Origin of the sequence: Micromonospora sp. NBC_01739 (assembly GCF_035920385.1) — a bacterium.
Classification (GTDB): domain Bacteria; phylum Actinomycetota; class Actinomycetes; order Mycobacteriales; family Micromonosporaceae; genus Micromonospora.
On the sequence record NZ_CP109151.1, the window covers coordinates 6,109,290 to 6,132,090 of the forward strand.

Genomic DNA, 22,801 nt, shown 5'->3' on the forward strand with positions numbered 1-22,801 from the left:
ACGCAATGGAGGTGGTAGGGCTACAGCCGGGCCAACCAGGCCACCGGCCGGGCGATGATCCGGCGTACCACCGAACCGGCCGCGCCGACGACGGCGGCCGTGGCCCCGAGGGTCGCCGGCCGGACGGTCACCGGGGACCAGGCCGCGGTCAGCACCCGGCGGTCGATCTCCGCGAGCATTGGCGGGCGCAGCCAGGGAGCCAGGGGGGCGTAGCCGCCGCCGAGCACCACCGTGTCCAGGTCCAGCAGGTTGACCACACTGGACACGGTCACCCCGAGGGCCGTTCCGGCCTCGTGCAGGGCCCGCAGCACCTGCGCGTCGCCCGCCTCGGCCAGCTCGGCCAGCCGGTTCGGGGCGGTGTCGGCCGGCAGGTCCGCCCCGGCCAGGCCGGCCGCCGCGAGGATCGACTCCTGGCCGGCGTACTGCTCCAGGCAGCCCCGGCCCCCGCACCGGCAGGCGGGCCCGTCCGGGCGTACCGGGATGTGGCCGATCTCCCCGCTCCAACCCCGGGCCCCCCGGTACAGGGCACCGTCGAGCACGATGCCGGCGCCGATGCCGACCTCACCGGAGATGTGCAGGAAGCTGCCCGGACCGGCGCCGGCGTGCAACTCGCTCAGCGCGGCCAGGTTGGCCTCGTTGTCCACCACCAGCGGCGGCACCCCGTCGATCATCTCGGTCAGCGGGGGATGCCCGGCCAGCAGTTCGGGCACCGGCACGTCACGCCAGCCCAGGTTGGGGGCCAGGCGGACCAGCCCGGCGTCGTCGACCAGACCGGGCACCCCCAGGGCGGCGCCGGCCAGGATGAGGCCCTGCGCCTCGGCGGCGGCCCGGGCCTCGGTGGCCAGCCGCACCAGCCGGCTCAGCGCGTCGGCGGGGGAGATCGGCCGCAGATCGGCGCGGTGCACGCTGTGGTGCCGGACCTCGCCGGTGAGGTCCACGACGCAGGCGGCCAGATAGTCGACATTGACCTCCAGCCCCAACCCGGCCGGGCCGTCACCGGCCAGCACCAGACCACGAGCCGGTCGGCCGGCCCCGGTACGCGGCTGGGGCTCCGCCTCGGTGACCAGTCGCCCGGCGACCAGGTCCTCCACCACGGCGGAGACCGTGGCCCGGGTCAGGCCGGTCTCGGCCGCCAGCGAGGCCCGTGAGGGGGGTCGGGGGGCGGCGGCGATCCGGCCGAGCACGAGGGCCAGGTTCAGTTCGCGGAGGCTGCCCTGGCGCACCGCGCCGGCCGGGGCTGCGGAGGGGATCACCTCTTGACACTGCCACATCACCACCATTTAATTCAACCACTGAACAAATAGCGGACGACACCACCGGAGGTCTGTCATGGCACCCCGTCCCACCCCCGCCGACAAGTTCTCCTTCGGGCTCTGGACGGTCGGCTGGCAGGGCCGCGACCCGTTCGGCCACGCCACCCGTACCGCCATCGATCCGGTGGAGTCGGTGCACCGGCTCGCCGAGCTGGGCGCGTACGGGGTGACCTTCCACGACGACGACCTCATCCCCTTCGGTTCGGACGCGGCCACTCGGGACGCCCAGATCGCCCGGTTCCGCAAGGCCCTGGACGAGACCGGCCTGGTGGTGCCGATGGTCACCACGGACCTCTTCCAGCAGCCGGTGTTCAAGGACGGCGGGTTCACCAGCAACGACCGTGAGGTGCGGCGGTACGCCCTGCGCAAGGTGCTGCGCAACATCGACCTGGCCGCCGAACTGGGCGCCAAGACCTTCGTCATGTGGGGCGGCCGGGAAGGTGGCGAGTACGACGTCGCCAAGGACGTCCAGGCGGCCCTGGAGCGCTACCGCGAGGCGGTCGACCTGCTCTGCCAGTACGTCATCGACCGGGGCTACGACCTGCGCTTCGCCCTGGAGCCCAAGCCGAACGAGCCGCGCGGCGACATCCTGCTGCCCACGGTCGGGCACGCCCTGGCCTTCATCTCCACCCTCGCCCACCCCGAGCGGGTCGGGCTGAACCCGGAGGTCGGCCACGAGCAGATGGCCGGGCTCAACTTCGTCCACGGCATCGCCCAGGCCCTCTGGCAGGGCAAGCTGTTCCACATCGACCTCAACGGCCAGCGGGGCGTCAAGTACGACCAGGACCTGGTCTTCGGCCACGGTGACCTGCTCAACGCCTTCGCCCTGGTCGACCTGCTGGAGCACGGTGGCCCGGCCGGGGGTCCCGCCTACGAGGGGCCGCGGCACTTCGACTACAAGCCCTCCCGCACGGAGGACATCGACGGGGTGTGGGCCTCCGCGGCGGCCAACATGCGCACCTACCTGCTGCTCAAGGAGCGGGCCGCGGCCTTCCGGGCCGACCCGGAGGTGGCCGAGGCGCTGGCCGCCAGCAAGGTCGCCGAGCTGGCCGTGCCGACCCTCGGCGAGGGCGAGGGCTACGCCGAGCTGCTCGCCGACACCACCGCCTTCGAGGAGTTCGACGTCGAGGCCGTGGCCGCCCGTGGCTTCGGTTTCGTCCGGCTCAACCAGCTCGCCGTCGAGCACCTGCTCGGCGCCCGCTGAGGACGGACGGGATGCCGCTCGTCGCCGGGGTGGACTCCTCCACCCAGTCCTGCAAGGTGGTCGTCCGGGACGCGGAGACCGGTGCCCTGGTCCGCCAGGGCCGGGCCCCGCACCCGGACGGCACCGAGGTCGACCCGGAGGCCTGGTGGTCCGCCCTCCAGACGGCGGTCGAGGCCGCCGGTGGGCTGGCCGACGTCGCCGCGGTCGCCGTCGCCGGTCAGCAGCACGGCATGGTCTGCCTGGACGAGGCCGGGCAGGTGATCCGGCCGGCCCTGCTGTGGAACGACACCCGCTCGGCCGAGGCCGCCGCCGACCTGGTAGCCGAGGCCGGGGGCGGGAAGTTCTGGGCCGAGGCCGTGGGCAGTGTGCCGGTGGCCAGCTTCACGGTCACCAAGCTGCGGTGGCTGGCCCGACACGAGCCGGCCAACGCCGACCGGGTGTCGGCCGTCTGCCTGCCTCACGACTGGCTGACCTGGCGGCTGGCCGGTGCTCCCGGGCTGGAGGCCCTGCGTACCGATCGCAGTGATGCCAGCGGCACCGGCTACTGGTCGCCGGCCACCGGCGAGTACCGCCCCGACCTGCTGGAACGCGCACTGGGCCGAGTGGTGCGGGTACCCACCGTGCTGGGTCCGGCCGAGTCCGCCGGTCGACTGGACCCGGCCGCCCTGCCGGGTGCCGCCGAGGCCCTGCTCGGTCCCGGGGCGGGGGACAACGCCGCCGCCGGCTTCGGGGTGGGGGCGGGCTCCGGTGACGTGCTGGTCTCGATCGGCACCTCCGGCACGGTCTTCAGCATCGCGGAGACCCCGGCCGCCGACGCCGGCGGCACGGTAGCCGGGTTCGCCGACCTGACCGGCCGGTTCCTGCCCCTGGTCGCCACCCTCAACGCGGCCCGGGTGCTGGATGCCGCCGCCGGGATGCTGCGGGTCGGCCTGGACGAACTGGCCGACCTGGCGCTGTCCGCCCCGCCCGGGGCGGAGGGGCTGGTGCTGGTGCCGTACCTGGAGGGGGAGCGCACCCCCAACCGGCCGACGGCCACCGGGGCGGTGCACGGGTTGACCCTGCGGACCTCGACCCCGGGGCACCTGGCCCGGGCGGCCGTGGAGGGCATGCTCTGCGCCCTGGCGGACGGTCTGGACGCGCTGGCCGCCCAGGGGGCGCAGGCCCGCCGGGTGATCCTGGTCGGGGGTGGGGCCCGCTCCGCCGCCGTACGCCGGATCGCCGCCCAGGTCTTCGGCTGCCCGGTCGTCGTCCCCCCGCCGGGGGAGTACGTCGCCGACGGGGCCGCCCGCCAGGCCGCCTGGCTGGCCCTGGGCACCACGGAGGCCCCCGACTGGACCCCGGCCGGCACCCGGGAGTACGCCGCCGAACCGGTCCCGGCCATCCGGGAGCGCTACGCCCAGGCCCGCGAACACCACCTGGACCGGTCTTTCCACGCGGGAAGTACTGCCGGGGTTGGGTGAAGCGGCGCCTAAGCCCGGAGCGTAGCGCGGACGCACGATGCCAAGGTATGTGACAGCTGGCAATCAACTACCCCGTTCTACGTGAACAGGCTAGTCTCTTCTGCACGCAGTGCGGCAGAGACTAGCCTGCTTGAGGGCGCGTCACGCGATACGACGGATACTTATCAGCGGTAGTTGCCGACCTGCCGAGCTCGGGTTCTAGCGAGGATCGGGCTGGTTGGTGAGGGGAGAGGCAGTTGAGTACTGCCAGGCTTGACACGCAGCCAAGCGCAGCGACCTACGATCTTGAGGACCTGATCACCGAGGCTTGGAACGGTGGTATTCGCGTCCCTCACTTTCAGCGTGACTTCCGTTGGGGCCTGCAAGATGTTATAAGGCTTTTTGATAGTATAGTTCGAGGCTATCCTGTTGGTAGTTTGTTGCTCTGGGTAAGGAGATCCCCTGCGCAAGAAATCACCCTTGGCTCCCTAAGTATCTCCGCGCCAGCCTCGGACAACGCCCTTTGGGTGGTTGATGGCCAGCAGCGAATTACTAGTCTGGCCAATGCCCTTCATCCTGAAGGTAATAGGAATTCGCCTTTCAATATTGTTTATGATCTCCGGTCGCAAGAGTTTGCTCCGCAGCCGACGATGATCGAGCCTCGGTTTATTCCTTTGCCCGTGCTCTTTGATTTAGACAAGCTATTGGATTGGTTTGCGGGGCCAGGGCAAGCGGTAGCTGAGTTCTTTCCGGAAGCACGTCGAATCGCAAAGCTGCTGCGTCAGTTCAAGGTCCCCGCCTACTTGGTCAAGCAAGATGACGAAGAGATTTTGACTGACATTTTTGACCGCATGAACAACTACGGTAAACGGCTGAGTCGAGCAGAGATCTTCTCGGCGCTCTTTGCCGGACCGGAGGATGGGGCCCAGGACAGGCTTTCGATTAGCCGTATCGCAGAGCGTATCGCTGCGCGTACGGGATTCGGAACTATCGACGACGACACAGTTCTCGCTGCGATTCTCGCTCGACGAGGCCCTGACCCCACAAGGGAGATCCGCAACGAGTTTGACGACACGAGACGCCGATACGGTGCTGAGTTTCCTGGTGAGGATCGAGACACTGCTTATGCAGAGGGCGAGCAGGCTCTCGTTAGAGCGATTAACTTCCTGCAAAATGTCGCCGGAGTTCCGCACCTTTCATTGCTGGCCTACAGATCTCTGCTGGTTGTGTTTGCCCGCTTCTTTGCTCATTTTCCGAATCCTAAGGAACGAAATCTGCAGCTGTTGCGGCGTGTCTACTGGCGCGTTGCGGTCTCCGGACCGGCTGTCTTCAAAGGAAGCTTCACTCAGATTAGTCGAGCGCTTTCGTCGCGCATTCGTCCCGGCGACGAGTTGGCGTCTGTCCGTGGTCTGATTGCCACCATGGATGAAGCTCGTCCTTCGATGCCCAATCCGGAGCGATTTAAGGCTAACGAGGCTGGAGCAAAGATCATACTTTGTTCGTGGTGGGATTTGCAGCCTCGATCCCCCGTTACCGGCGTTCCGTATGGTGCCCAGGAACTCACGGTGTTACTTGCGGATCAATCTACTGCCGCCGCTGCAGTAAGGCGCATTTTTCCCCGTGGCCTTTCTCTGGAGCAGCAGTTGTGGTCTGCTAATAGAATCTTTGTTCCAAGTGCAACTGACCCAGTTGACGACATCGTCAGTCTGCTAGCACAGCAGCCCGTGAATCTTGATGACGCTACCTGGGAAGCGGTGCTGGGATCATTCTCTGTAGATCGCCAGATCGTGCGTCAGCTCGGCTTCGGTGACCGGGATTCATTCCTCAACGGACGTCAGGAGTTGATTAACCGGCAGCTGCGAGCATTCCTTCAGCGAATGGCAGAATGGGACTACGAGGATACCCCATCGTTAGATTCGATGGAGTTCGATGACCTTGACGAGCTGAAAGATGCTCAGGATGAAACTTTCTGAGAAGTTTTATGCTGTTCTGCTGCATGGCGAACGTATCGGGACCCTCAGCCAGCGAGGCGACTTCACGCGTTTTTTGCTAAATGAACGATACCTTCACGACTCCATGCGGCCGGTACTGGGTCTACGCTTCGAGGAGGCCCTCCGTAGCCCATACTCGTCTGCGCTTCGGTTACCTCCTTGGTTTTCTAATCTTCTTCCCGAGGGACCCTTAAGGCAGTGGATCGCGGCAGAACGTGAGGTGTCTTTGGATAGGGAAATGGAATTGCTTGCGCAAGTCGGCCATGACCTCCCAGGCGCGGTTCAAATCATTTCTGCAGACGGCCCTGATGTGGAGACAGACTGGGCGGCGAGGGGCTTACGTTCCGGACAGAAGAAGGACTCGAGAATAGATTCATTGTGGCGTTTCTCACTTGCTGGTGTGGCCTTGAAGTTTTCGATGCTTGCCCAAGGTGACCGGCTGACTATACCTGCGGTTGGTGATCGCGGCGATTGGCTTGTAAAGTTTCCCGACTATGTTCACCCGGATGTTCCGCAGAACGAATTCGCCATGATGTCCATGGCTCGGATGGTCGGTATCGAGGTGCCAGAGATTCGACTAGTCCATCGCGATGAGCTGGCAGGTTTGCCGGTTAGAATGTGGCCGAATGCCGAAGAATGGGCCTTCGCGATTAAACGATTCGATCGGGTGGCCGGGCGTCGTTCGATTTCGATTCATATCGAGGACTTCGCCCAGGTTCGTGATGTGTACCCGGATGCCAAGTATCAAGGATCGATGGAAACTGTAGCCGCACTTGCTTATCGCGGTCGCGACGTGGACGCTTTGCGTGAATTTGTGCGACGATTAACCTTCAATATTCTTATCGGAAATGGCGACGCTCACCTCAAAAACTGGTCCCTAATCTACCCCAACGGGCGGATTCCAAGGCTTTCGCCCGCATACGATCTTGTCTCGACACACTTGTATAGATCATTGGAGGATGGGCCAGAGGACTTGGGATTGAGGTTCGATAAAACTAAGCGCTTCGACAAGATTCGAATTTCTTCTTTCGTTAACCTGGAGAAGCGGTTAGGGGACCGATTCGGGAAGGTCGGTGCGGATCTGGGTGAAGTTGCGGCCCAAACCGTGCAGAGAGTGGTGGATTGCTGGCCGGCCTGTCGACTGAACATGCGCTATTCGGCCGAATTTGCCGACGCCATGGATGAGTGGATCAATAAGCATGCTTGTAGTCTGCTGAATGCGCAGTGACTTGTCGGTGCTTCTCCTTGCCTGAACAGGAATATTGGAACTGAGTAGCTTGAAAAGGGGAAGTGCGGCGCACCGCTTCTACAGTGTCGTCGTCTTCGTGCTGCTCGCCTCGCTGGACAATGTGGCGATCGGCCTGGTGCCGCCGCTGTACGGCGCGATCGCCGAGTCCTTCGCGGTGTCGCAGCGCCTGCTGGGCCTGGTGACCGCGGTCAGCTTCCTGGTCAGCGCGGTGGCGGCGGTGGGCTGGGCCTACTTCGGCGACCGTACCCACCGCAAGCCCCTGCTCATGATCGGCACCCTGATCTGGGCGGTCGGGACCGGGGGCAGCGGGCTGGCCGGGAACTATCCCACCTTCCTGGCCGCCCAGCTGCTGGCCGCGGTGGGGCTGGGGGCGGTCGGCTCGGTCGGCTTCTCGGTGGTCACCGACCTGATCTCGCCCCGGCGTCGGGGCCTGGTGATGAGCTTCTGGGGGCTGTCCCAGGGGGCGGGCACCCTGGCCGGCACCCTGGTCGGCGGGCTGCTCGGGGCGGTCGACTGGCGGCGTCCGTTCCTGCTGCTCACCGTCGTCGGTCTGGTCGCCACCGCGGCCTACCTGCTCACGTACGACATCCGGCGCGGCCAGAGCGAACCGGAACTGGCCGCCGCGCTGGCCGAGGGGGCGGACTACGACTACCGGATCAGTCGCCGGGACCTGCCGGTCATCCTGGGTCGGCGTACCAACCGGTGGCTGATCCTCCAGGGCCTCACCGCCCAGGCCGCCTTCGGGTCGCTGGTCTGGTTGCCGGTGCTCTTCGCCGAACGGGCCCGGGACCAGGGCTACTCGATGGAAACCGCGATCGTGGTCGGCAGCGTCTTCGCCACCCTGTTCCAACTGGGCGGGGTGCTCTCCATCGTCGGTGGTCTGATCGGGGACGCCCTGCAACGGCGTACCCTCTCCGGCCGGGCCACGGTGGCCGCGGTCGGCATCCTCGCCGCCCTGCCCTTCTACCTGGTGCTGTTCTTCGTGCCGATCCGCATCGAGGTGCCCGACGGGGCCGGCACCGGCACGGTGGTGCGGGCCGTACTGGCCAGTGTCGTCACCGAGCCCACCGTCGGGCTGAGCCTGCTCACCGCCCTGCTGGCCCTGGCGCTGACCTCGGCGAACTCCCCGAACTGGTTCGCCCTGATCGCGGACGCCAACCCTCCGGAGCACCGGGGCACGGTCTACAGCCTGGGCAACCTGGTCAACGGGGTGGGGCGGGCGGCCGGCAACGGGCTGGTCGGGGTCGCCTTCCACGCCCTGCGGGCGGCCTTCCCGCCCCCGTTGAACTACGCCGTCGGACTGGCCGCCTTCCAGCTCTTCTTCATCCCCACCGGCATCATGTACTGGCTGGCCGCCCGCACCTCCCCCAAGGACATCACCGAGGTCAACCAGTTGCTGCACACCCGGGCGGAGAAGCTGTGAACCTCAGCCGGTGAGCACCCAGACGGTGACGTCCGTGGGGACCGAGCCGTCCTCGTCCAGGTGCGCGCTGCTGTGCAGCAGTTCCCCGTCGGGCAGCGGTACGCCGGTGGCACCGAAGTTGGTCAGCACCACCACCCGGCCGTTGCGGAAGGTCAGCACCTCGTCGCCGGAGGAGAGCCACTGCAACGTGCCACGACCCAGCCCGTGGGTACGCCGCAGACGCAGGGCGGTGCGGTACATCTCGTAGGTCGAGCCGGGCACCCCCCGCTGGCGGTCCAGGGCGTACTCGGCCCAGACCCCCGGCTGGGGCAGCCAACTGGCGTCGGTCGGCCCGAAGCCGTACGAGGGGGCGTCGGCCTCCCAGGGGATCGGCACCCGGCAGCCGTCCCGACCCCGCTGGGTGTGCCCACTGCGTTCCCAGGTGGGATCCTGGCGGGCCTCGTCCGGCATCCTGGTGTGCTCCGGCAACCCCAGTTCCTCGCCCTGGTAGAGGTAGGCCGAGCCGGGCAGGGCGAGCATCAGCAGGGTGGCCGCCCGGGCCCTGCGCAGACCGCTCGCGGCGTCCGGCTGCGGGTCGTCCGCCCCGATGCCGTTGGGGCGGGGGGTGCCGATCGGCAGGCCCAGCCGGGAGGCGTGCCGCACCACGTCGTGGTTGGACAGCACCCAGGTGGTGGGGGCACCGACCGAGTCGGTGGCCTCCAGGGAGCGGGTGATGACGGCGTACTGGGCCGGGGCGGTCCAGGAGGCCAGCAGGTACTCGAAGTTGAAGGCCTGGTGCATCTCGTCGGGGCGGACGTAGCGGGCCAGCCGCTCGGCCGGCTCCACCCACGCCTCGGCCACCAGGATCCGTTCGCCGGGGTAGCCGTCCAGCAGCCGCCGCCAGTCCCGGTAGATCTCGTGCACCCCGTCCTGGTCCCACATCGGCGGGCGGGGCTTGTCCACCTCCTGACCGGAGAGGATCTCCTGCGGCTCCTGCCAGTCGGCCAGGTCCGCCTGCTTGATCAGGCCGTGGGCCACGTCCACCCGGAAGCCGTCCACCCCCCGGTCCAACCAGAACCGCAGCACCTCCAGGAACTCCGTGCGCACCTCGGGGGCGTCCCAGTTCAGGTCGGGCTGGGCGGTGTCGAACAGGTGCAGGTACCACTGACCGTCCTTCACCTGGGTCCAGGCCGGTCCGCCGAAGACGCTCTGCCAGTCGTTGGGCGGTTCGGCGCCCTCCGGTCCCCGTCCGTCGCGGAAGATGTAGCGCTGCCGCTCGGGGCTGCCCGGCCCGGCGGCCAGGGCCTGCTGGAACCACTCGTGGGCCGAGGAGGTGTGGTTGGGCACCAGGTCGACGATCACCCGCAGCCCTCGGGCGTGTGCCTGGGCGATCAGGTCGTCGGCGTCGGCCAGGGTGCCGAACAGCGGCTCGACGTCCCGGTAGTCGGCCACGTCGTACCCGGCGTCGGCCTGGGGTGAGGGATAGAACGGGGAGAGCCAGATCGCGTCGACCCCCAGCTCCCGCAGGTGGTCCAGGCGGGCGGTGATGCCGGGCAGGTCGCCGATCCCATCGCCGTCGGAGTCACCGAACGAGCGGGGGTAGATCTGGTAGATCACCGCCTCGGTCCACCAGGCGGGGGCCGCGACGGCGGGTGCGGTCTGCGGGGTCGGGTTCTCGTTCAGGGCGTACTCCCATGGTCGTCCGGACGAGGTCGGCGGCGGGCGATGGAGACCCGTCGGTTCAGTTTGCCCTCGGTGGGGCGGTCGATTCCCGCACGACCAGCCGAGTGGGCAGGATCACCAGGGTGGCGGCCGGGTCGGGGGCGGAGGCGCCAGGTCGGCAGAGCGGGTCCAGCAGCATCTCGGCGGCCAACCGACCCTGCTCGGCCGCGGGCTGGGCGACCGTGCTCAGCCCCAGCACCCCGGAGAGGGCATGGTCGTCGATGCCGATCACACTGACATCATGGGGTACCCGCAGGCCCGCGTCGCGCAGCGCGGTCAGCGCGCCCATCGCCATCTCGTCGCAGGCGGCGAAGATGGCCGTCGGCGGGTCACCCCGGCGCAGCAGTTCCTCCGTGGCCCGGGTGCCGCCGGCGATGTCGAATCCGGACTCCACATCCAGGCTCGGGTCCGGCCGCAGCCCGGCCGCACGCAGCGCCTCCTGGTAGCCCCGCCGCCGGTCCAGGTGGGCGGTGAAGGCCAGTTCGTCGTCCGGGTCACCGGAGATGTGCGCGATCCGCCGGTGACCGAGTTCCAACAGATAACGGGTGGCGGTGCGGGCGGCGGCCACGTCGTCGATGCGTACGCAGGGCCAGCCCGCCACGTCGGTGCCGGAGCTGACGGTCACCCCGGGCAGGGCCAGGGTGGTCAGGGCACCCAGATCGGCGGGGCGCAGCGGAGTGGCTACCAGCATCACGGCGTCCACCCGCTTGTGCAGGTTGGCCGGATGCAGCAGGCGCTGGCGGTTCTGCTCCCGTCCACCCAGGTTGTGCAGCAGCAGGTCGTACCCGGACTGGTGGAGGAAGTCCTCGACCGCCTCCACGACCACCCCGAAGAACCACCGGGTGATCCGGGGGACCACCACGGCCACCGCACCGGTACGCCCGCCGGCCAGTCGCGAGGCGCTCGGGGAGACGGCGTACTGCAACTGCTCGGCGGCGGCCAGCACCCGCCGACGGGTGGCCGCGGACACGGTGGGCAGTCCGCGCAACGCCCGGGAGACGGTGGCCGTGGACACCCCGGCCAGTCGGGCGACATCGTCGATCCTCGTCACGGTAACCCCACTCACTACCTCCGGTGGTGCCGCCACCTCAGGCGGCGGCACCACCGGTGGGTCAACCCTTGACGCTGCCGGCGAGCAGCCCTCGAACGAAGTAGCGCTGCAACGACAGGAACACGATCAGCGGTACGACGATCGAGACGAAGGCCCCGGCGGTCAACCGTTGCCATTCGTTGCCCCGGGTACCGGCCAGTTCGGCCAACCGCACCGTCAGGGGTGCGGTGACCTCGCTGCCCCCGGCGAAGATCAGCGCCACCAGCAGGTCGTTCCAGACCCAGAGGAACTGGAAGATGGCGAACGCGGCCAGGGCGGGTGCCACCAACGGCAGGACGATGGTGCGGAAGATCTTGGGGTGGGTGGCCCCGTCGACCCGGGCCGCCTCCATCAGGTCCCTGGGCAGTTGCGAGATGAAGTTGTGCAGCAGGAACACCGCGAACGGCAGCGCGAAGCAGGTGTGGGCGAACCACACCTGGGCGAAGTTCTGCGCACCGTCGAGGTTCCAGGCGGGCATCAGGGTGATCCCGCCCAGGTTGACTCCGCGCGAGAAGAAGCTGAGCAGCGGCACCAGGGCCATCTGCAACGGCACGATCTGGAGCGCGAAGATGGCGATGTAGAGCCAGTCCCGGCCGCGGAAGTTGATCCAGGCCAGGGCGTACGCGGCCAGGGCGGCGAACGCCAGCGGGAACAACACCGATGGAATGGTGATGACCAGCGAGTTGACGAAGTAGTTGGCCAGTTGCCCGGAGGAGGCGTTCTGCCCGAACAGCACGTCCTGGTAGTTCTGCAGGGTGAACTGCGGATCCCGGAAGGCCGTCCACCAGCCGGTGGTCTTCAGTTCCGCCTCCGGGCGGAAGGAGGAGATGAACAGGCCGAAGGTGGGGATGGTCCAGACCACCGCGATGACGATCGCGGCCACGGTCGCCGTGCGGCTGTTGAGCCGCTTGCGGACCCGTGACGCCCGGGTGGAACCCTTGTCGTCCTGCTGGGCACCGACCGCGGCCGGGGGAGTGGTGGTGGTCATCTCAGCCCTCCCGTCGCTGCTGACGCAGGTTCCGGATCTGGAAGATCACGATCGGTACCACCAGGAGGAAGAGGAACACCGCCAGCGCGGAGCCCTGCCCGTTCTGGCCGTACCGGAACGCCTGGTTGTACATCTCGTTGGCGATCACGCTGGTGTCGTAGTTGCCGTTGGTCGTGGTACGCACGATGTCGAAGACCTTCAGCGTGGCGATCGAGATGGTGACCACCACGACGATCAGCGCGGGCCGGATGCTCGGCATGGTGATCTGCCAGAACATCTGCCACGGGGTGACCCCGTCGAGGCGGGCCGCCTCCACGATGTCCGCGGGAATGGACTTGATCGCTGCGGAGAGCACCACCATGGCGAAACCGGCCTGGATCCACACCATGATCACGATCAGCAGCAGGGTGTTCAGCGGCGAGTCGAGCAGCCACTGCCGGGGTTCGCCGCCGAGGCTGACCACGATCTGGTTGAGCAGGCCGATCTGCTCCTGGTCCTCGCCCCGGTAGGCGTAGACGAACCGCCAGATGATGCTGGCGCCGACGAAGGAGATCGCCATCGGCATGAAGATCAGGGACTTGGCGAGGGCTTCCATGCGGGCCTTGTCCACCAGCACCGCGTAGATCAGACCGATGGCGGTGGCGGCCAGCGGCACCAGGGTCACCCAGACCAGGGTGTTGAGCAACACCCGGACGATCGCGTCATCGGCGAACATCCAACGGTAGTTGTCCAGGCCGACCCAGTTCTGGCTGCCGCCGTCCATGAAGGACAGCAGGGTGGTCCGCAGCGCCGGGACCACCAGTCCGATCAGCAGCAGCAGCACCGCCGGCATCAGGAAGAACAGCGCGAAGAAACCCTCGCGGGGCTTGGTCCGCCGGGGCGACGGCCCCCCGCTGGCGTACGCGGCCAGCACCTGCGCCTCGCGGCGCCGGGCGAAGTAGGACGGCACCGCGTCGAGTACGAAGAGCAGGCCGCCGACCACCACTGCGAAGGCGACCAGCCCCCACAGCAACATCATCATCTTCGGCGCCTGGTCGGCGAAGTCGAAGTTCATCAACCCTCCCAGGGGTTACTCCACGGAGCAGGTGGGCCGGTCCGCTGCTCGCGGACCGGCCCCACCGCTGGAATTACTTCCAGCTGCTCTCGATGCCCTGGAGGACGCTGGCGGTGTCCTTACCGTTGATCCAGTCGATCATGCCCTTCCAGAAGGTCCCGGCGCCGACGGCGGCGGGCATCAGGTCGGAACCGTCGAACCGGAAGACCGAGCTGTCGTCCTGGAGGATCTCCACGGAGAGCTTGTCGATCGGGTTGCTGACGTTGGCCAGGTCGAGCTTGTTGTTCGCCGAGACCCAGTCGCCGATCTTCGCGCGGCTGTTGGCGTGCTCACCGGAGGCCAGGTAGGTCTGCACCGCCTGCACCTCGGGACGGTCGGCGAAGGCTACGACGAACTCGCCGCCACCCAGCACCGGCTTGCCCCGGGAGGGGTCGATGGCCGGGAAGTAGAACGCGAACACGTCGCCGTCCTCGGCCACCTTGGTGTTCTCCGGCCACTGGTTGGCGTAGAACGACGCCTGCCGGTGCAGGGCGCACTTGCCGGAGGTGATCGGGATGCCGCCCTCCTGGAAGGAGGTGGTGGCGATGCTGCGGACCCCGCCGTAGCCGCCGTTGACGTACTTCTCGTTCTTCAGGATGGTGCCGGCCCGGTCTAGGGCGTCGGCGATCCGCGGGTCGTTGAACGGGATCTCGTGGGTCGTCCACTGGTCGTAGACCTCGGGGGTCTGCGTACGCAGCAGGACGTCCTCGATCCAGTCGGTGGCCGGCCAGCCGGTGGCGTCACCGGACTCGATGCCGGCGCACCACGGCTTGGTGCCGCTGTCAGCGATGGTGTCGCTGAGCTTGATCATTTCTTCCCAGGTGGTCGGGACCGACCAGCCCTTCTCCTGGAACGTCTTCGGCGAGTACCAGACGAACGACTTCACGTTCGAGCCCAGCGGCGCACCGTAGAAGGTGCCGCCGACCGTGCTGTACTTCAGCCAGTCGGCCGGGTAGTTCTCCTCGGCCATCGCCTTGGTGTCGGCGCTGGCGGCCTTGATCTGGCCCCGCTCGGCGAAACGCTGAATCAGACCGGGCTGCGGGATGAACGCGAGGTCGGGCGCGTTTCCGCCGTCGGCGCGAACCGGCAGCTGTGCCTCGAAGTCACCGGCACCCTCGTGGCTGATGTCGATGCCGGTGCACTCTTCGAACTGCTTCCACGACTGGTCGAGGCGGTCGGCCTCGATATCGCGGATTGACGAGTAGATGGCCACCTTCTTGCCGCTGTGGCCCTGGTACTTCTCGTACGGGGCGCACTCGGCAGAATCGGCGTTGTTGTTGTTAGTGCCGCTGTTGTCGCTGCTTCCGGTGCCGCACGCGCCGACGCCGAGCGCCAGCCCGAGCACGCCAGCGATCGCGAGGGCCTGGCGTGGCCTGGCAAAGACCGCCATGCCGTCCTCCTTTCTAGCCGGCGCTGACCGGACACATCCGGTCAACATGACGCCGGTCCGATGGGGCGTTTTCACATGTAAGCGCTTGCATCCAGTGGGGTCCACCCCTGGACGGGACACGGACAAGTAACAATCCCGAAACCCGTCGATCGGGCCGGTCGGGTTCTCCGCGAATACTCGGTCTATCGATATCCGAGGATTCCTGCCAGGCTTGTCCAAACCATTGACAGATTTCGACGTCGGAGGTGCTAGATGCATGATCGATGGCTGCGCCCCATCACCGCCCGGTTACTGGCGGCGGGTGCCCTGCTGATGTTGTTGGTCGCAGGGTTCCTGCTGCCGGCCTCGCCCGCGATGGCGGCGCCGACCTTCCGGGTGCCCTTCCCTTGTGGCCAGACCTGGTCCGGGCAGACCCGCAGCGGCCACAGCCCGGCCAACGCCATCGACTTCAACCGCACCGACGACCTGGGTGACCCCGTGGTGGCCAGCGCCCCCGGCACGGTAGACCGGGTGACCGACCTGGGCGGCAGCAGCTACGGAAAATACGTCCGGATCAACCACGGCAACGGCTATCACACCTACTACGCCCACCTGCGGGGCTTCAATGTCTCCGTCGGTCAGTCCGTGGGCTACGGCAAGGTGATCGGCTGGGTCGGCAACACCGGCAATTCCAGCGGCCCCCACCTGCACTACGAGCAGCGGCTCAACGGGGCCGACATCAAGGTCCGGTTCAACGGAACCCTGGCGCTGTACTGGGGCACCAGGAACTACACCAGCGGCAACGGCTGCTCCTCGGCCACCGGCTCCGGCACGGTACGCACCGCCGGTGCCAATCTGACCGTCCGCTCCGGCCCGGGCACCGGCTACTCGGCGGTCGACTCCCTGGCCACCGGTACGAAGGTCACCATCAACTGTCAGACCAACGGCACCACGGTGACCGGCACCTACGGCACCAGTTCGATCTGGAACCGGATCGGCGCCGGCCGCTTCATCGCGGACGCGTACACCTACACCGGCTACGACGGGTTCATCCCGAACGTGCCCCGCTGCTGAGCTCTCCTCGACCACCTGGGCGCGGTGCGGCTACCCGCCGCGCCCAGGCGGGAGGTCACCCGTTGAGCTGCCAGATCGAGTAGTTCAGGGCGGCGGCGAAGGTCACCCAGGCCCAGTAGGGCAGCAGCAGGGCCGCCGCCAGCCCGCTGACCCGCCGGAACAACAGCACGGTGACCCCGATCGCCACCCACATCACCAGGATCTCGGCGAAGGCCAGGCCGTACTGGCCGGCGCCGAAGAACAGCGGGGTCCAGGCGGCGTTCAGCAGCAGCTGCACCACCCAGGCGATCAGGGCGGGGCCGAGACCCACCCGACGCCAGACCAGCCAGCCGGACACCGCGATCATCACGTAGAGCACGGTCCACACCGGCCCGAACAGCCAGGAGGGTGGTGCCCAGCCGGGTTGGTCCAGGCTGGCGTACTCGGCCGTGGTGCCGGTGACGGCCAGGCTGCCCAGGGCCGCTGCGGCGAACACGGCCAACCCGAAGCCGGCCAGCGCCCACCACTGTCGCGCACCGCCGGTGGGCCGTTCGGTCTGTGCCGTAGTCATCCGCATGAGGGCTGCTTCTCCGCCCCGGAGGGTCGGCAAACCTCAGGGTCGCATGTCGGACACCGCAGGGAGGGTGGACAGCACGCCGGGGTCGCCATGCCCGGCGACTCCAGTCGGGAGGACGGAGTTCCGGTCATGACGACCCCGGCGGGTCCGGTGTGGGCGACGTCGTCGTCGCCACGTCAATTGAAGATGCTGACACCACCCGGGCCGACGAGAAGACCGACCACGATGAGGACGATGCCCCAGAGAATCTGCCGCCGGAACAGCGCGAGGATGCCGGCAACCACCAGTACGACTGCGAGAATCCAGAGAATCAGCTCCATGGTTGCGCAGTACCCGATGTCCCGACTGGGGAAACGTCGGCCTGATCGAGACCATCGCCCAGATAGAAGATGCTGTACGCCTGCTTGATCACCGGGTGGGCCACATTGCGCACCCGTACCCCGCCCGGGGTGACCCCCCGCTCCGAGCCGTGGTGGGCGTGCCCGTGCACGGCCAGGGTGGTCGGGGCGTCGTCGATCGCCTGACCCAGCTGGTAACAGCCGAGGAAGGGATAGATCTCCAAGGGCTCACCGGCCAGGGTGTCCGGCACCGGCGAGTAGTGGGTCAGGGCCACCAGCATGTCGCAGTCCAGCGACCGCAGGGCCGCCGACAGCCGTTCGGCGCTCTCGGTAGTGGTGCGTACGAAGGCCTTCATCTCCGGCTCACCGAAGTCACTGGCGCACCGGCCGGCGAATCCGCCGCCGAAGCCCTTGACCCCGGCCACCCCCAGCCGCCCACCCGCGCAGTCGAGCACCACCCCGGTGCCCTCCAGCACGGCGATCCCCGCCTCCTCCAGGACCCCGACCACCTGTGGTACCTGGTCGCACTGGTGGTCGTGGTTGCCGAGGACGGCGATCACCGGTACCCCCAGGCCACCGAACTCCCGGGCCACGCAGCGGGCCTCGGCCTCGGTGCCGTGCCGGGTCAGGTCACCGGCGAGCAGCAGTACGTCGGCACGGTCGGGCAACTCCTCCAGTGCCGGCCGGAACCGACCGACCACGTCCTCGTCCAGATGCACGTCCCCCACGGCGGCGATCCGGATAACCATCGAACCTCCCTCAGAGTTGCTCGATCTCCGTGGGCGCCTGCGTGCGGGTCACCCCGATGTCGCTGTTGATCGACACCTCCGGGAAGCGCTCGGCCACCGCGCGCAGGATCTCCTCCCGCCGGTACGCGCTCTCCACCTCGCCGTACAGCATGAGGCCGCGTTCCGTGCGGACCACGGTGATGCCCTGTTCGGCCACGGCCGGGTCCTCGGAGAGCAGTCGTTGGATCTCCGCCTCGACGTACTCGTCCGGTGGTCCGGCGCCGGGGTCGCGGTACACGGTCACGGTGTTCCCCTCCCGTCGGTCGTGCCGACGAACGGCACGACTTCCAGCCTGTCCAGCAGCACCAGGAACGACTCCGCGTACGGCGAGTGCTGCGTGTCCTTGTGTACCCGCTCCCAGTCGATCTGCTCCCGCAGCGACCGGGCCAACGGCAGACCCCGGGCGAAGTCGCAGTAGTGCTGGGAGAAGCTGAGCAGCTTGTGCACCATCAACTGGGTGGCCGACAACACCGGCATGTGGATGGCGTCGACCGGCCGCACCACCGTGTCCGTGAAGGTCTCCTCGGTCACCGGGGTCTCGATCGGTCGATGGATCAGGTCCACCATCCGGCCGCCGTCGTAGACCTTGACCAGCCAGTCCTCCGGCGGCCGCTCGGCGGTGAAACCGGCGGCCACCAGGGCCTCCAGGGCGGTATCGACATCGGTCTGGCGGATCAGGAAGTCGACGTCGTGCTCGCTGGAGTGCCCGCCGTGGGCGTAGACGGCGAAGCTGCCGCCTAGGGCGAACGGAATGTCGGCCTGCTTGAGCACGGCGGCGACCTTCTTCAGGGTGTGGAGAAGAGTTTCGTCGTCGCGCTCGGCCATCTCGACTCTCCTGTCGACTCGTTCGGGGCACCTCGGGGGTTCCCATCCGTACCCGGCATTCCGCCAACCCACACCTGTCACGCTGTTGGAACACCCCGAACCACCCCTAACCAGTAGGTAACGCGCAGGGGTGCTGCGGGGGTCGGATAATCTGTCGAGGGTGGTCAGTGCGACGAAAGCTCCTCTGCCGGCATGGTCGGCTCCCTCATCCGAGCGCGGTCGGACGAGCCGACTCCGCGCCGTGGCGCTGGTCGGCATCGACGGCTCCGGCAAGACCACCCAGGCACAGTTGCTGGCCGACGCCCTCAGCGCGGCCGGACATCACGCCACCTACCACCGCAATGCGGGCGGCCGACGCTGGTTGGGGCGGGCGGCCCACCGACTGGGTAGGGGGGAGGCCCACCGGCTGGTCGGGCGGGACGGCATGCTGCTGGTGGAGTCCGTACTGCGCTGGTTGGCCATCGCGGCGGCGTTGCTGGCCGGCTGGTTCACCGGCCGGACGGCGGTGATGGACCGCTACGCCGTCTGCCAGTACGCCAGCCTCCGGGCCCACGGTGGGCAGCGCTGGGAGCGGCTCGTCCGAGCGGCGTACCGGATCTTTCCGCAACCGCAGGTGACCTTCCTGATGGCGGTGCACCCGGCGGAGGCGTACCGGCGGATCGAGCGGCGCGGCACCGACCAGGAGAGCCTGACCTACCTGACCGCAGCCGACCACGCCTACCGCACCCTGCCGGAATATCCGACCTTCGTCGTCGTGGACGCGAACCGGCCGGCGGAGGAGGTGGCCCAGGCGATCCAGGCCTACCTGACCGGGTGGTGGGCGGCGCAGGACCAGGCCTGGTGCGGGATACGGGTAGCGAACCCCGTCGCCCCCGTCGCCCCGGTGGCGCCGGCTCAGGCCCGACCGTAGACCGGTACGGCGGCGCCGCTGGTCGGGGCGGACTCCTCGGAGGCCAGGAAACGGATCACCGAGGCGATCTCGGTCGGTGCCACCCACCGGGAATGATCGGCCTGCGGCATGTCCGCCCGGTTGGTCGGGGTGTCGATGATGCTCGGCAGCACGGTGTTGCAGCGCACCCCGGCCGACTTGTACTCCACCGCGACAGCCGAGGCGAAGGCGAGCACCGCGGCCTTGGCGGTGACATAGCCGGCGACCCCCGGGAAGGGGGCCACCGCCGCCCGGGAGGCCACACAGACCACCGCGCCCCCGCCGGCCTCGATCAGACGCGGCAGGGCGGCCCGGGTGACCAGGTGGGTGGGGCGCAGATTGAGGGTCAGCATCCGCTCGAACTCCTCGATCGGGGTCTCGTGCACCAGACCGGCGCTGGCGTAACCGCCGACCAGGTTGACCACGGCCCGCAGCGGCGCCTGGGGATCCTCGGCGGCCACCTCGGTGACCCTGGCCACGTCGTCCGCCTCGGTCAGATCGGCGACCAGCCGTACCGGAGCGTTGGGGCCCGGATCGGGGCTCGGGGTCGGCTGGTGCCGTTGTGGCGCCACCACCCGCCAGCCCGCCTCGACGAAGGTCGCGGTCACCGCGGTGCCCAGCCCGCCGGTGCCTCCGGTGATCAACACGCTGCGTTCGGCCATGGCCACACGCTACTGCCGTCGCCCGTCCCGCGCGTCGGTCGGTGGTGGGGGACGCGAGCCCACGGCGGGGGGCAAACCCGGGCATAGAACGGGGGCACGGATTGTTCATCAGGGCGTGGGGTATTACCACCGGCGTGGATGAACCAACCGTTCCGCGTACGCGTATCTGGCAGTGACCAGCATCGCAGCACGGGGGTGACCCGGGTCGCTGTATCGGTCGGCCGGGCAGTGTTGCCATGGGCGGGTACGGTCAGCGATTCGTCGATCCGTCGACCTCACCGAGGTCCCTGTCTACCAGATCATTCGACAGGGTGCTGACAGCAAACGTGGACCGTGCTCTCAGCTGATTATCAGGCATTCGTGACACTTTCGACCCACGACATGGAATCCCCGATACGTCTCATCTGTTGTGTAGATGTCAGCACCGATGGGCACAGCGGAGGTTACGGGGGAGGGGCTGATGAGCGTGGGGATGGCAAGGAACCGGGCAACCGGCGCGATAGAGGGGACCGTGGGCAACGTGGACAAGAACATCGGGATGCGAACCGACGAGGTTGCCGAGGAGCGCGACCTGGTTGGAGTCTACCTGCACGAGATCTCCCGGACGCCTTTGCTGGACGCCGCCATGGAGGTCGACCTTTCCAAGGCCATCGAGGCGGGCCTGTACGCCGAGCACCTGCTCAGCGAGGACCGCGTGCCCGACGGTGTCACCCGGGAGGAACTGAGCCGACTGGTCGCCGAGGGCGAGCGGGCCAAGGACCTGTTCATCCGCGCCAACCTCCGTCTGGTCGTGTCGATCGCCCGGCGTTACGTCCGCTCCGGGATGCCGATGCTGGACCTGATCCAGGAGGGCAACACCGGCCTGGTCCGAGCGGTCGAGAAGTTCGACTACGAACGCGGCTACAAGTTCTCCACCTACGCGACCTGGTGGATCCGCCAGGCGATCAGCCGGGCGATCGCCCAGCAGGAACGCACCGTGCGGCTGCCGGTGCACCTGGTGGAGGACGTCAACCGGATGCGCAACGTGGCCCGGCAGCTCACCCGTGAGCTGGGTGGTGACCCCGAGCCGGAGCAGATCGCGGCAGCCCTGGGGGTGACCGTCGAGCGGGTCAACGAGTTGGTCCGCTGGTCGCAGGACACCGTGTCGCTGGACACCCCGGTCGGTGACGACGGTGACACCAACCTGGGTGACCTGGTAGCCGACAGCGACGCCCCCTCGCCGGAGGAGATCGTGCTCACCGGCCTGGAGCGGCAGCGCATCGAGGGCCTGCTCAACCACCTGGACGACCGGTCCGCCGGCATCATGCGGGCGCGGTACGGGCTGGAGGACGGCCGGGAGCACTCGCTGACCGAGGTGGCCTCGCGGTTCTCGCTGTCCCGCGAGCGGATCCGCCAGCTGGAGATCCAGGCGCTCGGGCGGCTACGTGAGCTGGCTCGCGCGGAGGGGCTGCAAGCGGCCTGACCTGGTAGGAATGACTAGCGAAGGGCCGGCGTCCGGTAGGGGGACGCCGGCCCTTCGTCATGAGCACCGGCCGGACCAGGTCTGACCGGGTCGCGCGGACTCAGCGCACCCGGCCGTAACCGTAGGGTGCCATCAGGTCGACGGCCCGCTTCTCCACATTCCGCCCGAAGGTGGGTGCGTGGATGACCTGTCCGCCGCCCACATAGATCGCCACATGCCCCAGGCTGCGGTAGAAGACCAGGTCGCCCGGGCGCAACTCGCTGCGGCTGATGTGGGCGACCACCCCCCACTGCATCCGGGTGTTGTGCGGCAACGACTTGCCGGCGGCCCGCCAGGCGGCGGAGGTCAACCCGGAACAGTCGTAGCCGTTCGGCCCGTCCTGGCCCCACGCGTACGGCTTGCCCAGGGCGCCGTAGGCGTACCGGACGGCTACACCGGCCTGGCCGGAGATGCTGGGGGCGTCCTTGGCGCTGTCCGGCCGGTTGGTGGCACGTTCGGTGGCCCGGCCGTACGCCTGCCGGCGTAGCTCGTACAACTTGGCCAGGTCCCGCTCGATCCGGCGCTTGGCGCTGGTCAGCTCCCGCGACCGCGCGGCCTGCTGAGTGAGGGTCACATCCAGCCGGGTCTTCTCGTCGAGCAGCCGCTGCTGGTCCGCGGTGTAACCGGCGATGGTGGCCTGGCGTTGCCGGGTCAGGTGATCCAGGGTGCCCAGCCGGTCCAGCACGGACGCCGAGTCCCCGCCGTGCAGCAGGGCGTCCACCGCGCCGAGGTTGCCGGTCTTGTATGCCGTGGTGGCCAACTCGGTGACATCCGCGCGACTCTGCTCGGCCTGCTGCTCCAGCGGACCGATCCGCTGCTGGAGTCGGCGTACGGCGGCCTGGTTCTTCTTGATCTTCTCGCGCAGCTCGTTGTGCGCCTCCACCACGTTCTCCAACTCGGTGGAGGCATTGTCGATCCGCCGGGTCAACTCGGCGGGGGAGGGTTCGGCCCGAGCCACCGTGGCCGGTGCGATCAGCACCAGAGCGAACGCGGTGACGGTCAGGGCCCGCAGCGTGTGTAACAGGGGCGACAAGAGCTTGATGCTCCTCTCCCGTCGCCGACGCGGGCCTGCTGACGCTCCGCGGCGGCACCAGCCCGGTGCCGTCCGGGGCGGACGGCGGCCGACCGGGCCGACTCGCCCAAGGTAGTACGGGACGGGAGTCGGCGGCAGTGAAAGCCGGGACCAATGGTGATGGTGAGACGGAATCAGGTTTGCTTTCGTCGGTAATGAGCCGACATGGAGTGAAAGTGAGAATGGTCCGTTCCGGC

The 22,801-nt window shown here is 68.1% G+C and carries 21 protein-coding genes; 8 read left to right on the plus strand and 13 right to left on the minus strand.

The window, feature by feature from the left end; translation table 11 throughout:
• Positions 1-20 precede the first annotated feature (20 nt).
• The gene (locus tag OIE53_RS27745; RefSeq protein ID WP_393341203.1) at positions 21-1,280 is read right to left on the minus strand and encodes an ROK family protein; all 1,260 of its coding nucleotides are present in this window, start codon (positions 1,278-1,280) and stop codon (positions 21-23) included.
• 49 nt (positions 1,281-1,329) lie between these two features.
• On the opposite strand from OIE53_RS27745, the gene xylA reads away from it, so the two are divergent.
• The 5 genes from xylA to OIE53_RS27770 all read left to right on the plus strand — a co-directional run bounded on the left by xylA (position 1,330) and on the right by OIE53_RS27770 (position 8,619).
• Positions 1,330-2,517 (plus strand): xylose isomerase, encoded by a 1,188-nt coding sequence (xylA, locus tag OIE53_RS27750; RefSeq protein ID WP_327024380.1) that lies wholly within the window; start codon positions 1,330-1,332, stop codon positions 2,515-2,517.
• 11 nt (positions 2,518-2,528) lie between these two features.
• Complete coding sequence (gene xylB / locus OIE53_RS27755; RefSeq protein ID WP_327024381.1) at positions 2,529-3,977, plus strand: xylulokinase; 1,449 nt, start codon at positions 2,529-2,531, stop codon at positions 3,975-3,977.
• Between the two features lie 236 nt (positions 3,978-4,213).
• A complete protein-coding gene (locus OIE53_RS27760; protein ID WP_327024382.1) occupies positions 4,214-5,929 on the plus strand; it encodes a DUF262 domain-containing protein in 1,716 nt (571 codons plus the stop codon).
• Positions 5,916-7,175 (plus strand): type II toxin-antitoxin system HipA family toxin, encoded by a 1,260-nt coding sequence (locus OIE53_RS27765; protein WP_327024383.1) that lies wholly within the window; start codon positions 5,916-5,918, stop codon positions 7,173-7,175. The genes OIE53_RS27760 and OIE53_RS27765 overlap by 14 nt, the downstream gene beginning before the upstream one ends.
• A gap of 49 nt (positions 7,176-7,224) precedes the next feature.
• Positions 7,225-8,619, plus strand: a complete 1,395-nt coding sequence (locus OIE53_RS27770) for an MFS transporter (protein WP_442791361.1) — start codon at positions 7,225-7,227, stop codon at positions 8,617-8,619.
• 3 nt (positions 8,620-8,622) lie between these two features.
• Here OIE53_RS27770 and OIE53_RS27775 read toward each other — a convergent pair whose 3' ends face one another.
• The 5 genes from OIE53_RS27775 to OIE53_RS27795 all read right to left on the minus strand — a co-directional run bounded on the left by OIE53_RS27775 (position 8,623) and on the right by OIE53_RS27795 (position 14,881).
• Positions 8,623-10,281, minus strand: coding sequence for a glycoside hydrolase family 13 protein (locus OIE53_RS27775; RefSeq protein WP_393341270.1), 1,659 nt, complete (start codon positions 10,279-10,281; stop codon positions 8,623-8,625).
• Between the two features lie 58 nt (positions 10,282-10,339).
• Complete coding sequence (locus tag OIE53_RS27780; protein ID WP_327024385.1) at positions 10,340-11,371, minus strand: LacI family DNA-binding transcriptional regulator; 1,032 nt, start codon at positions 11,369-11,371, stop codon at positions 10,340-10,342.
• 61 nt (positions 11,372-11,432) lie between these two features.
• Positions 11,433-12,398, minus strand: coding sequence for a carbohydrate ABC transporter permease (locus tag OIE53_RS27785; protein ID WP_327024386.1), 966 nt, complete (start codon positions 12,396-12,398; stop codon positions 11,433-11,435).
• Between the two features lies 1 nt (position 12,399).
• Complete coding sequence (locus OIE53_RS27790; RefSeq protein ID WP_327024387.1) at positions 12,400-13,452, minus strand: carbohydrate ABC transporter permease; 1,053 nt, start codon at positions 13,450-13,452, stop codon at positions 12,400-12,402.
• A gap of 73 nt (positions 13,453-13,525) precedes the next feature.
• Complete coding sequence (locus tag OIE53_RS27795; RefSeq protein ID WP_327024388.1) at positions 13,526-14,881, minus strand: ABC transporter substrate-binding protein; 1,356 nt, start codon at positions 14,879-14,881, stop codon at positions 13,526-13,528.
• A 252-nt stretch (positions 14,882-15,133) separates the two neighbouring features.
• On the opposite strand from OIE53_RS27795, the gene OIE53_RS27800 reads away from it, so the two are divergent.
• Positions 15,134-15,934, plus strand: a complete 801-nt coding sequence (locus OIE53_RS27800) for a peptidoglycan DD-metalloendopeptidase family protein (RefSeq protein WP_327024389.1) — start codon at positions 15,134-15,136, stop codon at positions 15,932-15,934.
• A 55-nt stretch (positions 15,935-15,989) separates the two neighbouring features.
• Here the strand turns inward: OIE53_RS27800 and OIE53_RS27805 are convergent, their stop codons facing one another.
• The 5 genes from OIE53_RS27805 to OIE53_RS27825 all read right to left on the minus strand — a co-directional run bounded on the left by OIE53_RS27805 (position 15,990) and on the right by OIE53_RS27825 (position 18,699).
• Positions 15,990-16,490 (minus strand): TspO/MBR family protein, encoded by a 501-nt coding sequence (locus tag OIE53_RS27805; RefSeq protein ID WP_327024390.1) that lies wholly within the window; start codon positions 16,488-16,490, stop codon positions 15,990-15,992.
• Between the two features lie 176 nt (positions 16,491-16,666).
• Positions 16,667-16,810 (minus strand): GPGG-motif small membrane protein, encoded by a 144-nt coding sequence (locus tag OIE53_RS27810; protein ID WP_007464364.1) that lies wholly within the window; start codon positions 16,808-16,810, stop codon positions 16,667-16,669.
• Entirely contained in the window at positions 16,801-17,577 is a 777-nt protein-coding gene (locus OIE53_RS27815) for a metallophosphoesterase family protein (RefSeq protein WP_327024392.1), read from the minus strand. Before OIE53_RS27815 ends, OIE53_RS27810 begins: the two co-directional genes overlap by 10 nt.
• 10 nt (positions 17,578-17,587) lie before the next feature.
• Positions 17,588-17,860, minus strand: a complete 273-nt coding sequence (locus tag OIE53_RS27820; protein ID WP_327024393.1) for a hypothetical protein — start codon at positions 17,858-17,860, stop codon at positions 17,588-17,590.
• Positions 17,857-18,699 carry a nucleotidyltransferase family protein gene (locus tag OIE53_RS27825; protein WP_327024394.1) on the minus strand — a complete coding sequence of 281 codons (843 nt, stop codon included), beginning with the start codon at positions 18,697-18,699 and terminating at the stop codon, positions 17,857-17,859. Before OIE53_RS27825 ends, OIE53_RS27820 begins: the two co-directional genes overlap by 4 nt.
• Between OIE53_RS27825 and OIE53_RS27830 the strand changes: the two genes are divergently transcribed.
• Positions 18,683-19,351, plus strand: a complete 669-nt coding sequence (locus OIE53_RS27830; RefSeq protein ID WP_327024395.1) for a dTMP kinase — start codon at positions 18,683-18,685, stop codon at positions 19,349-19,351. The two genes, OIE53_RS27825 and OIE53_RS27830, sit on opposite strands and share 17 nt — an antisense overlap.
• Here the strand turns inward: OIE53_RS27830 and OIE53_RS27835 are convergent.
• Positions 19,336-20,031, minus strand: coding sequence for an SDR family NAD(P)-dependent oxidoreductase (locus tag OIE53_RS27835; protein ID WP_327024396.1), 696 nt, complete (start codon positions 20,029-20,031; stop codon positions 19,336-19,338). The genes OIE53_RS27830 and OIE53_RS27835 overlap by 16 nt on opposite strands.
• Before the next feature lie 472 nt (positions 20,032-20,503).
• Here OIE53_RS27835 and OIE53_RS27840 point away from each other — a divergent pair, with 472 nt between their 5' ends.
• Positions 20,504-21,493, plus strand: coding sequence for a sigma-70 family RNA polymerase sigma factor (locus OIE53_RS27840; protein WP_327024397.1), 990 nt, complete (start codon positions 20,504-20,506; stop codon positions 21,491-21,493).
• A gap of 100 nt (positions 21,494-21,593) precedes the next feature.
• Here the strand turns inward: OIE53_RS27840 and OIE53_RS27845 are convergent, their stop codons facing one another.
• Positions 21,594-22,565, minus strand: a complete 972-nt coding sequence (locus OIE53_RS27845) for a C40 family peptidase (protein WP_327024398.1) — start codon at positions 22,563-22,565, stop codon at positions 21,594-21,596.
• Positions 22,566-22,801: the final 236 nt, after the last annotated feature.